The organism is Robertmurraya korlensis (genome assembly GCF_023715225.1).
Taxonomy (GTDB): Bacteria; Bacillota; Bacilli; order Bacillales; family Cytobacillaceae; genus Robertmurraya_A.
The window spans coordinates 182910-198847 of sequence record NZ_JAMBNS010000009.1; the positions used below are offsets into that span (position 1 = coordinate 182910).

Below are 15938 nucleotides of genomic sequence, written 5' to 3' on the forward strand. Positions count from 1 at the left end.
ATGACAAACAGTTTGTGAAGTGAGGGGTTAATTCATGTTGTATCTTCATGATGTTTGGGTAAATTGGTTTGAAGGAGAAGAGAACGGATACAATGTCTGTCACTTTCATGAGTGGCGGAAAGATGACGGAGTCGAACTTCTAGATCAGGTTCCATTGTTAAAGGTTGAGTCAGTGTTGTTTAATTATATTGAAAATGATCTTTCAGAACTCCCACAACAACTATTGGACGATGTTTATCAAAAAGCATATTTACGTAAAAATCACGAGCGAATACAGCTAGAATATTGCTTTGTCGTCACTGATGGTACGGGAATATTAGTAGTGGATACGATCGGCTACAATATACCGATTCGAAAGAGTAGGCTGATTCCACGGCAAGAGCAGCTAGTTTATGAAATGATCGATAAGCATGACACCATTCCGTATGCATTTAATGATCATTCTTCATTAAAGGAATTTCATATTTTATCACCGGCTCCAGAGCTAATGAACGGGTTAACTAGAAAAGAAAGACAGCTAAAGCAGTTGTTATTTATGGCCCTAGACCAACTTCACTCATCTAATAACGCAGCAGAAGTAAGATATTGGTACACAGAGTGGAATCCAGAAAAGTATTCGGAGATTCAAGACCTAACATTTGAAAATGTTTGGCAGGAATTATATGAAAACACAAAGTATGGTTGGTCCTTAAAGCATGAGAACTTTTGTGAAAACTTAATAAAAGGCCAGCCCTTCTTTGAAAAGTTATGGGAGATGGAGCATGGTCCGAAAGTAAATTAAAAAGGCTGGATTTCCAGCCTTTTTGATTTACTTTCTTTTTCTTCCTAGCCCCATGGCATTTTCCATTTTCTTAACCATTTTACTAGCAACTAGATTGGCTTTTGCTGCGCCTCTATCAAGGATTTCATCCAATTCAGTAGATTCCATTAACTCATGGTATTTTTTCTGAATCGGCTCAAATTCAGATATAAGAACCTGTGCTAGTTCTGATTTAAAGTCTCCGTAACCTTTACCTTCATATTGATTCTCTAATTCTTCAATCGTTTTTCCAGTTAGGATGGAGTAGATGGATAATAAATTCGAAACCCCAGGCTTATTTTCTTTGTCAAACTTTACTAATCCCTCAGAGTCAGTAACAGCGCTTTTAATTTTCTTTTCTATTTGCTTTGGTTCATCCAATAATGAAATAAATGCTTTTTGATTAGGGTCAGACTTACTCATTTTTTTCGTTGGATCTTGTAAGGACATAATACGAGCACCAACTTTTGCAATTCGTACCTCTGGAATAGTGAAAATATCATTGTACTTCTTATTAAAGCGCTCCGCTAAATCACGTGTTAGCTCTAAATGCTGCTTCTGATCTTCTCCCACAGGAACAAGGTCCGTCTGGTAAAGTAAAATATCCGCAACCATTAAAGGTGGATAAGTAAGCAAACCAGCTGAAACCGCGTCTTTCCCAGCAGATTTATCTTTAAACTGTGTCATTCTTTCAAGCTCTCCAATATAGGATATACATTGGAACATCCAGCCTGCCTGTGCGTGTGCCGGAACTTCAGATTGAATAAATAACGTAACCTTTTCAGGATCTAATCCAACCGCAATGTATAAGGCAGCTAGACTGCGGATGTTTTTTCTAAGTTGCTGAGCTTCTTGGGGGACCGTAATAGCGTGCTGGTCTACGATACAAAAATAACAGTTATATTCATTTTGAAGCTCAACGAACTGTTTTAATGCGCCTATGTAATTTCCTAGTGTTATCATTCCGCTCGGTTGGATACCAGAGAAGATGGTTTTCATGAAAGTTCCTCCTTTTAAGTGGAAAAAACCACCCCTCCAAACTAATCAAGGAAGAGTGGGAGAATATTAACCACAAACTTAAAATCAATCATCAATTATGTAATAAGATGCTTATTAAAAATTATAAGTAACTATGCTCTTTTAATCAAGAACTACCACTTATATATAGTAGAAGAAGAGTGCTAATAGACAAAGAGCTAAATTAATAAAGCCTACAAACAATATCGGAGAATATTTAATAGTAATTATTTGTGATAGTGGTCTCATTTCATCTACGTTTTCTCTTGTGACATCTTTTCCAGCAAACATTAGTCTAAAAGATTTAGTTACGACGTCAAAAAATCCTGTGTTCACTGTAAAAATTGCTAAAGATATTAAAAGGAGCAAACTTGAAATATAGAAGCTATTATTTATGTAATTGAAAAGTGAAATGCTATTACTGAAAAACATTAGAATGAAGATAATTAATTGAGAGCATAATAAAAGTGCTAAATTTAGCTTTGTTTTAAGCGTTTTCATTAGGTAATCCTTTCTAAAATTATTATTTCGGTAAAATATAAATACAAAAAACTATCTGGTCGGGTTAGATATTCATTTTCTAATAAATGCTAATTATATCATAGTATATCTAAAGTCGATGTTAACAATTATAACAATAGTGTAAAATTTTTTTGAAAAAACATGTACAAACCGTAAATTAAATGTATAATAACTAATGTACAACTTTTCAGAAAAAACAATCTAAGGAGGTCTATCAATGAAAAAGTCAAAATTTTCATTGCTTTTAGTCCTAACACTAGTACTTAGCATGTTTTTAGCTGCATGTTCTGGTGGCAACAAAGAGGACGAAGCTACACCTGATAATGATTCAGAAGCAACAGGTTCTGAATTAGCTGAAAACCAAGAAATCACAGTATTAGAATCTGCTGAGATTCCATCAATGGACTCTGTGCTTGCTGAGGACACTGTAGGTTTCACAATGATCAATAACGTTAACGAAGGTCTTTTCCGTTTAGACCAGGAACAAAATCCAATTCCTGCATTATCTGACGGTGAACCAACTGTTAGCGAAGACGGAACTGTTTACACATTCAAACTTAGAGAAGCTAAATGGTCTAACGGTGATGCTGTAACAGCTCAAGATTTTGTTTATGCATGGCAACGTGCCCTTTTACCTGATTCTGCTTCTTTCTACGGTCCATACATAATGGCTGGAGTAATCAAAAATGCAGATAAAGTAAAATCTGGAGAGGTTGCACCAGACGAGCTTGGCGTTAAAGCTTTAAGTGATACTGAATTAGAAGTGACACTTGAAAAGCCAGTTGCTTATATCAACGCTTTATTAGCTTTCCCTACATTCTATCCACAAAATCAAAAATTTGTAGAAGAAAAAGGCGCTGATTACGCTAAGAATGCTGAAAACCTAATCTTTAACGGTCCTTTCAAAATGACTAAGTGGGATGGGGTTGCTGCTACTGAGTGGACTCTTGAAAAGAACGAAGAGTACTGGGATGCAGAAAACGTAACTTTAACTAAAATCAACTATAATACATCTAAAGATCCACAAGCAGCTGCTAATGCTTTCGAAGCAGGACAAGCTGATGTAACACCAAAATTATCAACACCTGCGGTTATCTCACAATATGAAGGAGATTCTCGCCTTGTAACATGGTTAGAGCCAACTGAATTCTGGTTAAAGTTTAACCAAGAAAACAAAGCATTAGCTAACAAAAACATTCGTATGGCACTTGCTTTAGCATTCGATAAAGATGCTCTAGTAAACGATATTCTTCAAAATGGTTCTCTTGCTGCAAACTACGCAGTACCTGCTGAGTTTGTAAAGCATCCTGAAACTGGTGAAGACTTCCGTGCAGCCAACGGTGACTTCAACACTTATGATGCTGAAAAAGCAAAAGACTTTTGGACAAAAGGTCTTGATGAGCTTGGAGTTAAAACTTTAGAATTAAACTTCCTAGGTGGAGACACTGAAACATCAAAAACTGTAGATGCATTCATTAAGGATCAACTACAAACTAACCTTGAAGGTTTAACAATTAACTTAGAAAGTGTTCCATTCTCTGTACGTCTTGACCGTGAAGATACTCAAGATTATGATATCCTTCATGCAGGTTGGGGCCCTGACTATCCAGATCCAATGACATATTCTGATCTTTGGTTAACTGGTGGGGGACACAACAAAATGTCTTACTCTAACGCTAAATATGATGAGTTAGTAAAATCTGCACAAAATGAATTAGCTGCTGAACCAGCTGAGCGTTTTGAAGCATTACAAGAAGCTGAAAAGGTATTAATGGAAGATGCAGCTCTTGCTCCAACATACCAACGTGCTTCAAACCTATTAGTGAACGAGAAGCTTGAAGGCTTTACTTACCATATCTTTGGACCAGAGTACAGCTGGAAGTTTGCAAAACTAAATAAATAATTTACCATACAATTAATATGGTGAAATGATGTACAATGAAATAGGAGAGAGAGTATATTCGCTTAAAAATATACTCTCTTTTTCCCTGTTATCGAATTGTCGAAAGATGGGGAAAATTCAAAATAAGTAGGAGGTGCACGAATGGTTAAATATATTGGCCAAAGGGTCATTTATATGTTAATTACTTTGTTTCTAATTGCCTCAATGACGTTTTTCTTAATGAAGCTGATTCCAGGTACACCATTTAAAAACCAAGCGAAAATGTCAGATGAGCAACTGGAGATGATGCTTGAGTATTATAAGCTTGATGAACCAGTTCCCGTTCAGTATGTGGCGTATATGACAAACCTAGTGAAGGGAGATTTAGGTACTTCATATCAGTTTGCCAATACACCAGTATCCGAATTATTAGGTGCAAGAATTGGTGCCTCTGCTTTATTAGGCTTTCAAGCATTATTAGTAGGTACGATTGTAGGTATAATTCTTGGGGTATTAGGAGCACTAAGGCAGAATACATGGGTAGATTACGGAACAACGTTTATTGCAGTTATTGGTAAATCGATTCCTTCGTTTGTTTTTGCTGGCTTACTTCAATATTATGTAGGTGTAAAACTAGGTTGGTTCCCGGTTGCGTTCTGGAAAGGCCCTGAATACACGGTTATGCCAACGATTGCACTTTCAATGTTCCCGATTGCCATTGCAGCTCGTTTTATGAGAACTGAAATGGTAGAAGTATTAGGTTCTGATTATATAACACTAGCAAGAGCAAAAGGTGCAAACTACTTTGAAATTGCATTCAAGCATGCCTTAAGAAATGCTTTAATTCCAGTTATCACGGTATTGGGTCCGCTTGCTGTAAGCTTAATGACTGGTTCCCTTGTTATTGAAAAGATTTTCTCTGTTCCAGGACTAGGAGAGCAGTTTGTAAAATCTGTTCAGGTGAATGACTATTCGGTCATAATGGCGACAACTTTGTTATTTGCGTTCCTATTTATTGTTGTCATTTTAGTGGTTGATATTCTTTATGGATTAATTGATCCAAGAATTCGTTTAGCGGGAGGGAAGAAATAATGGCACAATTTGATGAGAAAATCAGCAAAGACCAATTTGAGCCCGCTATTATTGACGCATCAACAAGTGAGCGCATTTCCAAACCAAGTCTAAACTATTGGCAGGATGCGTGGTTACGAGTTAGAAAAAACAAAGGTGCGATTGTAAGTTTAGTAGTGATCGGAATTTTAATTATTATGGCTTTAATTGGGCCATCACTAAGTAAATTTGAGTTTGATAAGCAAAACACTAAACATGCTAACTTGCCACCTCGAATTGAAGCATTAGAAAATATTTCTTGGTTACCATTTGATGGAACAAGAACATTAAAAAATGGTAATGTGGTAAATCCATATGAGCAAAAGCAAATTGAGGAGTATTATTGGTTTGGTACCGATGCTCTTGGTAGAGACCAATTTTCTCGTGTTTGGAAAGGGATGCAAATCTCTCTATATATCGCTTTTCTAGCTGCTTTTATTGATATGGTTATCGGTGTTGCCTTTGGTGCTATTTCGGGTTACTTTGGCGGACGTATCGATAATATTATGCAGAGAATCATTGAAGTACTTTCAGGAATTCCAAATCTAGTAATTGTTATTTTGATGATAATCGTATTAAAGCCAGGTATAATCTCAATAACCGTCGCATTGACGATTACCGGTTGGGTTAGCATGGCACGTGTCGTTCGTGCCCAAGTTTTAAAATTAAAAAACCAAGAATTTGTTTTAGCATCTCGCACACTTGGTGCAAGCCATGCGAAAATTATCTTTAAACATTTAATTCCTAATCTCGCAGGTGTTATCATTATTAACACAATGTTTACGATCCCTAACGCAATATTCTTTGAAGCCTTCTTAAGCTTTATCGGTTTAGGTCTTCAAGAGCCATTAGCATCACTAGGAACACTTATTGATGAAGGATTTAAATCAATGATTGCCTTCCCGTATCAAATGCTAGTTCCAGCGATTATTATTTCGGTCATTATGATTGCATTTAATATGATTGCAGATGGACTTCGTGACGCGTTAGATCCTAAAATGAGAGACTAAGGCAGGTGAAATAAGATGTCAAAAATCTTAGAAGTAAATAACTTAAATATATCTTTCCACACGTTTGCTGGAGAAGTAAAAGCGATTCGTGGGGCAAACTTTCATCTTAATAAAGGTGAAACTCTTGCCATCGTTGGAGAATCTGGTTCGGGTAAGTCTGTAACAACAAAGGCTATTATGCGTCTTTTACCAGAGAGTAACTCTGAGATTAAAGAGGGTGAAATCCTATTTGATGGAAAAGATTTAACAAAATTATCGGACAAGCAGATGCAAACGATTCGTGGTAAGGAAATTTCTATGATCTTTCAGGATCCAATGACTTCTCTGAATCCAACCATGACAGTTGGCAAGCAGATCATGGAACCAATTATTAAACACCAAAATATGAGTAAATCTGCTGCTAAGCAACGTGCGATTGAACTATTAAAGCTTGTTGGAATTCCAATGGCTGAGGAACGCTTTAAACAGTATCCTCATCAATTCTCCGGTGGGATGAGACAGAGGGTTGTTATTGCGATTGCGTTAGCATGTAATCCTAAAATCTTGATTGCAGACGAACCAACTACGGCGTTAGATGTTACAATTCAAGCACAAATTTTGGAACTAATGAAGGATCTACAGAAAAAGATTGATACTTCTATTATCTTTATTACGCATGATTTAGGTGTGGTTGCCAATGTTGCAGACCGAGTAGCGGTTATGTATGGTGGGAAAATTATTGAGATTGGCACAGTAGATGAAATTTTCTACAATCCGCAGCATCCATATACCTGGGGACTGATTAGCTCGATGCCAGATTTGGATACAGCTGAAGATGAGCTCTATGCTATTCCAGGATCACCACCAGACCTTCTTAACCCTCCAAAGGGAGATGCGTTTGCACCGCGTAACGAATATGCGATGAAAATTGATTTGGAACAAGAGCCTCCAATGTTTAAAGTTTCGGATACACATTATGCAGCAACATGGCTACTTCATCCGGATGCTCCAAAGGTTGAGCCACCAGCAGCTGTTATGAAAAGAAGAGAAATGTATCCAAGCTACAATAATAAATAAGGAGGTAAATCAATGGAAACTAGAAAGAAATTGCTTGAAATTAAAAATTTAAAGCAATACTTTAATGTCGGAAAACCAAACGAAGTCAGAGCAGTTGATGGAATTAGTTTCGATATATATGAAGGTGAAACATTAGGCCTCGTAGGAGAGTCAGGATGTGGGAAATCTACAACTGGTCGAACAATTATTCGACTATATGATGCAACAGACGGAGAAGTTTTATACGATGGGGTTAATGTACATGGGAAAAAATCTAAGGAAGAGTTAAAGGCATTTAATCATAAAATGCAAATGATCTTCCAGGATCCATACGCTTCATTAAATCCTAGAATGAAAGTATCTGATGTAATTGCTGAAGGAATCGATATCCACGGTCTAGCAAAAACGAAAGAAGATCGAATGAACAAAGTGTACGAGCTATTAGAAACAGTTGGATTAAATAAAGAACATGCAAACCGTTATCCACATGAATTCTCAGGTGGTCAAAGACAACGTATTGGTATTGCTCGTGCTTTAGCAGTTGATCCAGACTTCATCATTGCTGACGAACCAATCTCAGCTCTTGATGTGTCAATTCAAGCACAAGTTGTTAACTTAATGAAAAAGCTTCAAAAGGAAAAAGGGTTAACGTACTTGTTTATTGCGCATGACCTTTCAATGGTGAAGTATATCAGTGATCGAATTGGAGTAATGTACTTTGGAAAGCTTGTAGAACTAGCTCCAGCAGATGAATTATATAATAATCCAAAGCATCCATACACTCAATCTTTGCTTTCGGCAATTCCACTTCCAGATCCTATATCAGAGCGTTCGAGAAAACGCAAAACTTATGATCCAAAAATGCATAATTATCAGGCGGATGAATCCGTTGAATTACGTGAGGTATCACCAGGACATTTCGTTCTATGTTCTGAGAAAGAATTCGAACAATATAAGAAATAATAAAAACGATCTCGAAGACGAGATCGTTTTTTATTTGAAGAAAGGTAACCGTACGATATCATAAGTAAAAGTGAAGCGCTTACGATATGTGAAAAATAAATAGATTATTTCCTTTTTCCGCCAACTTGCTTCCAGCCGGTTTGAAATTTTGCTGATTGGTCTACAAATTCTGTTTTTTGTTTACCGCCAAACAGCTTTTCTCCAATTCCATTTGTAACAACTCCTAAAACAGCGGTGATTCCAATAATTAATAAGGCAACAATGGTAAGATCGGTAATATAATTAACCATAATAAACCTCCTTTAAGAATAACTGGTAAGCGCGGTTATGTAATTCCCACTACTTACTATTCTAAAGAATTATCCCTAGTATGAAAAGAGTAATATTAACAAAAAATTGTATCATAAGAATTCTTAGTTTATAAAAGGTGAATCCATTAAAAGGAGTACAATATGCATTGGTATGAAAAGTTAAATCAATATTTTCCAATTGAAGAAATGAAGTCAAAGGAACATATGGAGACACTTCTAAAAGAAAAGTCATCTATATATCACAAAGACGAAGGAAAATATCACGTGTTAATGTATGCAGAACTAGACCGGTTTATATTCATTGATTATTTATATGTTTCTGGTCAAGCGAGAGGGCAAGGTTTAGGACATCAACTTTTAGAAAAGCTGAAGCAGAAGGAAAAGCCAATTATTCTAGAAGTTGAACCGATTAACTATAAAGATAGCGATACAGAAAAGAGACTACGCTTTTATAAACGTGAAGGTTTTGAGCATGCAAGCAAAATTGGATATGAAAGAAGATCGTTAGCAACAAATGAAGTGAATACTATGGAAATTCTTTATTGGTCACCTGGACATGAGAGCGAAGAAGCGATATTTGAAGGGATGAAACAAGCCTACAAGTTGATTCACACATATAAGGATATTGAGTTTTATGGAGAGTCATATGAACCAGTAGAAGAGGTATTAAGTTTTGACCAAAGACAAGAAACCACGGACCTATTAAAAGATATTTAATAAATTTTGGACAGTTGCCGCTTTGAGGTGACTGTTTTTCATTTTCATTAGCTAAATGAGAATTATATTAAGGTTTACTTCAACTAAAATCTGGGTAAATAAAGTAGAAACAAAAAAATATTCGTGTTTTTTTTAAAATGAAAGAAAAAAAGTGAAACTTTTCTCTCACCTAGTACGTATATAGACTATCTAGCCAATCATTTTTTTGTATTATTGTCATTTAAAACTTTCGAAAAAAGGATACCTTTTTACTCCGATTTGATGTATAATAATTAATATAAATTACTAATTTAAAGTAATTTTAATTAATAATACGTCAAATGACCAATATATCTCCCAACATAGATTTTATAAGTTAAATTTAAAGGAGTGTGAGTTCGTTAATGGTAACATTATACACTTCACCAAGTTGTACATCATGCCGTAAAGCGAAAATTTGGCTAGAAGAACACGATATTCCTTATACAGAGAGAAATATTTTTTCTGAACCATTATCTATTGATGAAATTAAAGAGATTCTTCGAATGACTGAGGATGGGACAGATGAAATTATTTCAACTAGATCAAAAACGTTCCAAAAGCTAGATGTTAATTTAGAGACTATGCCTCTTCAGGATTTATTTGAGTTGATTAAAGATAATCCTGGCTTACTACGTAGACCAATCATCATTGATGAGAAGAGACTTCAAGTCGGCTATAATGAGGATGAAATCCGTCGTTTCCTACCAAGAAGAGTTCGAACGTTTCAATTACGTGAAGCACAACGCTTGGTTAATTAAATGATTAAAACCTTCGAATGTAATCGAAGGTTTTTTATCTATTATTGGTTTAAAAATACTTATAATAGATCATTATGTAGGAAGAAAAGTATCATATATGGGTGTTAGTTGGTTTTTTGAAATGTGTAACATTTTATTTCCCTTTATTGTATTTTTGTCATAAAATATAAATACGAGGCAACAATACGGGTAATGCTTGCCTCGGGAAATATTAAAGACTAGATCGTTTTTCTGCATGAGGGTAAGTCCCTTCCAAAAATGCAAGAAGGGAGAGGTTAGTGTTGGAAATCGAACGTATTAACGATAATACAGTCAAGTTTTATATTTCATACGGGGATATTGAAGAAAGAGGATTCGACCGTGATGAAATCTGGTATAATCGTGAAAAAAGTGAAGAGCTCTTTTGGGAAATGATGGATGAAGTTCATCAAGAGGAAGAATTTATGATAGAAGGTCCTCTTTGGATCCAGGTCCAGGCTCTTGACAAAGGTCTTGAAGTTCTCGTAACAAAAGCGCAAATATCAAAAGATGGGCAGAAGTTCGAACTACCTATCACAGATGAAAGGCTGAAAGATATTCCTGTAGATGAAAGAATTGAGGAATTGCTTGATCAGCATTTTAATACAAAAGCAGATGATGAAGAGGATGAGTCATACGAAGATACACTAGAGTTCCTCATTGCTTTTAAAGACTTTGAAGACTTAATCTCACTCTCAAATCGTAATATTTTAGATGATTTATCAACAAAGCTATATTCCTTCGAAGGCAAATATTATTTATTTGTTGATTTTCTCGAAGAGGAGTATGATGAAGAGGATATCGATAATAGCTTAAGTTTATTATTAGAATATGGACATGAAACAGCCGTCACCATTCATCGTGTAGAAGAGTATGGAAAACTAATTATGTCTCAGAATGTTTTCTCAGAAATAAGAAAACACTTTAAATAATTATCCGATTTCAATAAATGAAATCGGTTTTTTACTTTTTGGAAATAGAGTTTATCCTCTTTCTTTTGAGGGAATAGTAAAGCTAGTTTTTAGAGGGGGTAGCTATGAAAAATTTTGTTAGAATTTTTTTATTTATTACTGTTTTAGCTATTCTTTATTTTCTTCTCCAAGGAAAAGTGTACGAAGGTTTATTCCGATATATTAGTATTCTGACTACATTATCGGTAATTTTTATTGGTGCAGTCATATTTTTCGAAAATAGACATCCTACACAAACATTAACATGGTTAATCGTACTAGGAAGTTTTCCGTTAGTAGGTTTCTTTTTTTATTTGCTGTTTGGTAGGAATCATAGGAAGGAAAGAATGTTTCGTCGTAAATTTTTCCTGGACCAACAAAATTACTTAAAATACGAACGTGGAAAAGATCCTATTAGTGAAGAAAAGATAAAAGTACTGGGGGAAGATCAACAAAGGTTATTCCATTTGGCTCACCGTATAGGCCATAGTCCGATTTCATTTGCCACATCCACTAAGGTGTTATCGAATGGTGAATCCACCTTTTATGAAATAATAGAAGAGCTTAAAAAGGCTATGCATCACATTCATTTGGAATATTACATTGTTCGCCACGATGAAATTGGACAACAAATAAAAAATCTATTGATCCATAAGGTGAAAGAAGGGGTGAAAGTTCGTTTTCTATACGACGCTGTGGGATCGTGGAAGTTGCCGAGCATATACATAGAAGAGCTTAAAGAAGCTGGTGTGGAGGTCGTTCCATTTGGTCCGGTCCGTATCCCATTCTTGAATAGTAAATTTAATTTTAGAAACCATCGAAAAATTATTGTTATAGACGGTAATGTAGGGTTTGTTGGAGGGTTAAATATTGGTGATGAATATTTAGGTCGTAATGATTCCTTTGGATTTTGGAGAGATACACATTTACTTGTAAAAGGAGAAGCGGTAAGAACGTTACAGTTAATTTTCCTACAAGATTGGTACTATATGACGAATCAAAGCTTTCTTAATTCTGAATACCTTTCACCTGTTCTTGAGGAGAACATTCACGGTGGTGTTCAGTTAATTGCTGGAGGGCCAGACAATGAACATAGTGTGATAAAGACGATTTTTTTTGCTATGATTACGTCTGCAAAGGAATCTGTTTGGATTGCTTCTCCCTATTTCATTCCAGATGAAGATATTTTTTCAGCAATTAAAGTAGCTGCACTGAGTGGTATAGATGTGCGTATTCTAGTACCATATAAACCAGATAAACGAATTGTTTTTCATGCTTCCCGTTCCTATTTTCCAGAGCTCTTGGAGGCTGGAGTCAAAGTGTATGAATACGAAAAAGGATTTATGCATAGTAAAATATTAATTATCGATAAGAAGATTGCTTCAATTGGTACATCGAATATGGATATGAGGAGTTTTCATTTAAACTTTGAAGTAAATGCCTTTTTATACGGAACAAGAAGTGTTGAAATGTTAGTTCATGAATATGAAAGTGATATTACTTTCTCTAGGCAAATTAATCTTGCTCAATTTACAAAGCGTCATTTTGGTTTAAAACTGTTAGAATCTACATCGAGACTATTATCTCCACTTTTATAGTAAAACTCCTAGCCGAAAACAGCTAGGAGTTTTTTTAAAGGAGGAATATACGAGTAAGGAAGAGAATTCATTAAGTAGAAAGGAGATGATTCATTGTTAACGGCTAAAAATCAATGGGGAGAGACTGTTTATATTGGTGATTTGATCAAGAAGGAGGGTGTACATCGATTAAGGGATAACCATTATTTTTGTCCGTTATGTAAGGGGAAAGTAATTGTTAAGCTTGGCGTACAACGAATCAGTCACTTTGCTCATGTTCATTTATCCCCTCTATGTGTTGAATACGACCGAGAATCTATGTATCATATGCAAGCAAAAATGCAGCTCTTTAAATGGCTTGAAACTGAATGTTCAAAAGTGGAATTGGAAGTATTTCTACCTGATATCAGGCAAAGACCAGATCTTATGTTTACGTTCCAAGGGAACACATACTGTGTTGAATATCAATGTTCCCTGATTTCTAAGGAGATATTTGAAAAGCGGACTAATGGGTACTTATCGAGTGGTTTGATACCTTTATGGATCCTAGGTGCAAATAGAGTTCCTCGAAAACAAACCAATCTAATTTCTCTACCAAAATTTCAATCCTTGTTTATTAAGAAAAATAATACAGGAGGGTGGTATTTACCATCATATTGTCCTAAACTGAAGAGCTTTATCTCAATAACGAATTTGCACCCGCTATCTCCACATACGATGCAATGCGACTACAATGTCATTCCTCAATCTCAACTACACTTACCTCAATGGTTAAATCCAATTTTTCATAACACCTTTTATGTTTCTAACTGGCGTAAAGGAATTCAACAGGTAAAAGACAATATTATTCGTTTTCAGACACACTATCTTTTCTTGCAGGAGCTGTACAGAAATCAACTTCACCTCTATCTCCTCCCGCCCTATGTTGGTGTACCACTAAAAGACAATCTATTACTCGAAACTTCCCCAATCATTTGGCAAATGTATGTTTTATTAGATAATCTATTTTTGAAAGAGGTAGGGAGCATCCTTACAAAAGAGATCGTGTATAAACGATTAACCAAGCGGATAAATAGGAACCATATTGAAGTTAGAAACCATGTAAAGCCAAGTGTTGATCAACTTTTGACACTAATTAGAGAGTATTTGTTTCTGCTAACAAAGTGCCAAGTCCTCAAAGAAATCAATCCTAATGTATACAGATATGAGAACCCTTTGTCTTTTCCGGGTACTATTAGTGAAGCTAGTAGTTTTGAAGAACAATTTTATAACAATATTACGAATGAAAAGATCGTTTGGTATTAATGAACTCACCGCTGTTAACATACACTAGGATGTAGTGGATTTTTCCTAGGTAGAAGCAGGAATTTACTAATTGGTGGCGAATACCAAAAATAGAAGTGAGTAGATTGGAGGAATAACAATGGCAAATGAAACGGCAGTAAAGAAACTTCCTACTAGAAGTGAAGTTCCATTGGAGGATACATGGAAACTTGAGGATATTTTCCAAACTGATCAACAATGGGAAAGCGAATTTCAAGAAGTTAAACAGTTAATTCCTTCTTTGTCAAGCTATCAGGGAAAGCTTGGAGAAAATGCAGATTCTCTATTTCAGGCTTTACAAGCACAGGACCAGTTGCTAGAGAGAATTGGTAAGCTGTATACATATGCCCATATGCGATACGATCAGGATACAACCAATTCTTTTTATCAAGGGTTAGATGACCGTATTAAAAATCTCTACACGCAGGCAGCAAGTACACTTGCCTATATTGTTCCAGAAATACTGTCTATTGACGAAGATAAAGTAAAACAATTTCTAAATGAAAAAGAAGAATTAAAACTTTATGAGCATTCTTTAGATGAGTTAAACCTGCAAAGGCCACATGTATTATCTGCAGAACAGGAGGCCCTGCTTGCAGAAGCATCAGAAGTAATGAGTGCCTCAAGTAATACATTTGGAATGTTGAACAATGCAGATATTCAATTTCCAAGTATTAAAGATGAAAATGGAAATGAAGTGGACGTAACTCATGGTCGCTATATTCGTTTCCTTGAAAGTGCGGATCAGAGAGTTAGAAAGGATGCTTTTCAAGCGGTTTATGATACGTATGGAAAGTTTAAAAATACTTTTGCTAGTACATTAAGTGGTCAAGTGAAAAAAGACAACTTTAATGCAAGAGTACGAAAATATAGTTCAGCAAGACATGCAGCTTTAGCGGCTGATAATATTCCAGAATCTGTATATGAAAACTTAGTTAATACGGTCAATAAAAACTTACATTTGCTTCACCGCTATGTGAAACTACGGAAAAAGGTATTGAAACTTGATAAAATTCATATTTATGATCTTTACACACCGCTTGTAAAGGACGTGAAGATGGAAATTCCTTATGAAGAAGCGAAAGATCTTATTCTTAAAGGGTTAGCACCTCTTGGTGAGGATTATCTAAATGTATTAAAAGAAGGTTTTACAAACCGTTGGGTAGACATTCACGAAAATAAAGGGAAACGAAGTGGCGCCTACTCCTCAGGTTCATATGGCACAAATCCTTATATCCTTATGAACTGGCAGGATAATGTTAATAACTTGTTTACTCTTGCTCATGAGTTTGGCCATTCGGTACACAGCTATTACACTAGAAAAGAACAACCATATGCATACGGTAGTTACTCTATTTTTGTAGCAGAGGTTGCATCTACATGTAACGAAGCGCTATTGAATGATTATTTATTAAAGACAATTGATGATGAACAAAAACGTCTGTACTTGCTTAACCACTTTTTAGAAGGATTTAGAGGTACCGTGTTCCGCCAAACGATGTTCGCAGAATATGAGCATTTAATTCATAAAAAAGCACAAGATAATGAAGCATTAACAGCGGATCTTCTTACAAAAGAGTACTATGAACTGAATAAAAAGTACTTTGGTGAAGAAGATATAGAAATTGACGAAGAAATTGGCTTAGAATGGTCTCGAATTCCACATTTCTATTACAATTATTATGTGTATCAGTACGCAACGGGGTATAGTGCTGCAACAGCATTGTCCAAGCAGATTTTAACAGAAGGTCAACCAGCTGTTGATCGTTATCTAGACTTTTTAAAGTCAGGTAGTTCAGATTATCCGATTGAAGTTCTGAAAAAGGCCGGAGTTGATATGACTAGTTCTAAGCCAATTGAGGAAGCATGCAAGGTATTTGAAGAGAAGTTAAATGAAATGGAAGCATTATTATCATAAAAGTGAA

At 35.5% G+C, this 15938-nt stretch carries 15 protein-coding genes; 12 read left to right on the top strand and 3 right to left on the bottom strand.

Annotated features, from left to right (window positions below; translation table 11 throughout):
• Nucleotides 1–34: 34 nt before the first annotated feature.
• Nucleotides 35–781: a YjbA family protein gene (locus tag M3175_RS16915; protein ID WP_251521376.1), complete on the top strand. Its 747-nt coding sequence runs from the start codon at nt 35–37 to the stop codon at nt 779–781.
• A 27-nt stretch (nt 782–808) separates the two neighbouring features.
• Here M3175_RS16915 and trpS read toward each other — a convergent pair whose 3' ends face one another.
• Nucleotides 809–1798, bottom strand: coding sequence for a tryptophan--tRNA ligase (gene trpS, locus M3175_RS16920; RefSeq protein WP_251521379.1), 990 nt, complete (start codon nt 1796–1798; stop codon nt 809–811).
• 159 nt (nt 1799–1957) lie between these two features.
• Nucleotides 1958–2317 carry a DUF3899 domain-containing protein gene (locus tag M3175_RS25175; protein ID WP_371321704.1) on the bottom strand — a complete coding sequence of 120 codons (360 nt, stop codon included), beginning with the start codon at nt 2315–2317 and terminating at the stop codon, nt 1958–1960.
• 238 nt (nt 2318–2555) lie between these two features.
• Here M3175_RS25175 and M3175_RS16925 point away from each other — a divergent pair, with 238 nt between their 5' ends.
• From M3175_RS16925 to M3175_RS16945, 5 genes are all read left to right on the top strand, one after another.
• Nucleotides 2556–4241, top strand: a complete 1686-nt coding sequence (locus tag M3175_RS16925; protein ID WP_251521382.1) for a peptide ABC transporter substrate-binding protein — start codon at nt 2556–2558, stop codon at nt 4239–4241.
• 141 nt (nt 4242–4382) lie between these two features.
• Nucleotides 4383–5312, top strand: coding sequence for an oligopeptide ABC transporter permease (opp3b, locus tag M3175_RS16930; protein ID WP_251521385.1), 930 nt, complete (start codon nt 4383–4385; stop codon nt 5310–5312).
• Nucleotides 5312–6340 (top strand): oligopeptide ABC transporter permease, encoded by a 1029-nt coding sequence (gene opp3C, locus M3175_RS16935; protein WP_251521389.1) that lies wholly within the window; start codon nt 5312–5314, stop codon nt 6338–6340. The genes opp3b and opp3C overlap by 1 nt, the downstream gene beginning before the upstream one ends.
• Before the next feature lie 15 nt (nt 6341–6355).
• The gene (locus tag M3175_RS16940) at nt 6356–7396 is read left to right on the top strand and encodes an ABC transporter ATP-binding protein (protein ID WP_251521392.1); all 1041 of its coding nucleotides are present in this window, start codon (nt 6356–6358) and stop codon (nt 7394–7396) included.
• A 12-nt stretch (nt 7397–7408) separates the two neighbouring features.
• Nucleotides 7409–8338 (top strand): ABC transporter ATP-binding protein, encoded by a 930-nt coding sequence (locus tag M3175_RS16945; RefSeq protein ID WP_251521395.1) that lies wholly within the window; start codon nt 7409–7411, stop codon nt 8336–8338.
• A 104-nt stretch (nt 8339–8442) separates the two neighbouring features.
• On the opposite strand, the gene M3175_RS16950 is transcribed toward M3175_RS16945, so the two are convergent.
• Nucleotides 8443–8628, bottom strand: a complete 186-nt coding sequence (locus M3175_RS16950) for a hypothetical protein (RefSeq protein ID WP_119707261.1) — start codon at nt 8626–8628, stop codon at nt 8443–8445.
• A gap of 162 nt (nt 8629–8790) precedes the next feature.
• Here M3175_RS16950 and M3175_RS16955 point away from each other — a divergent pair, with 162 nt between their 5' ends.
• The 6 genes from M3175_RS16955 (at nt 8791) to pepF (ending at nt 15931) form a co-directional block, all read left to right on the top strand.
• Nucleotides 8791–9366: a GNAT family N-acetyltransferase gene (locus M3175_RS16955; protein WP_251521398.1), complete on the top strand. Its 576-nt coding sequence runs from the start codon at nt 8791–8793 to the stop codon at nt 9364–9366.
• 383 nt (nt 9367–9749) lie between these two features.
• Complete coding sequence (spxA, locus tag M3175_RS16960; RefSeq protein ID WP_119707263.1) at nt 9750–10145, top strand: transcriptional regulator SpxA; 396 nt, start codon at nt 9750–9752, stop codon at nt 10143–10145.
• Between the two features lie 281 nt (nt 10146–10426).
• A complete protein-coding gene (mecA, locus tag M3175_RS16965; protein WP_251521402.1) occupies nt 10427–11095 on the top strand; it encodes an adaptor protein MecA in 669 nt (222 codons plus the stop codon).
• Nucleotides 11096–11199: 104 nt separating this feature from the next.
• Nucleotides 11200–12711 (top strand): cardiolipin synthase, encoded by a 1512-nt coding sequence (cls, locus tag M3175_RS16970; protein WP_251521404.1) that lies wholly within the window; start codon nt 11200–11202, stop codon nt 12709–12711.
• Nucleotides 12712–12804: 93 nt separating this feature from the next.
• A complete protein-coding gene (locus M3175_RS16975; RefSeq protein WP_251521408.1) occupies nt 12805–13995 on the top strand; it encodes a competence protein CoiA in 1191 nt (396 codons plus the stop codon).
• Between the two features lie 118 nt (nt 13996–14113).
• Nucleotides 14114–15931: an oligoendopeptidase F gene (pepF, locus tag M3175_RS16980; protein WP_251521412.1), complete on the top strand. Its 1818-nt coding sequence runs from the start codon at nt 14114–14116 to the stop codon at nt 15929–15931.
• Nucleotides 15932–15938 lie beyond the last annotated feature (7 nt).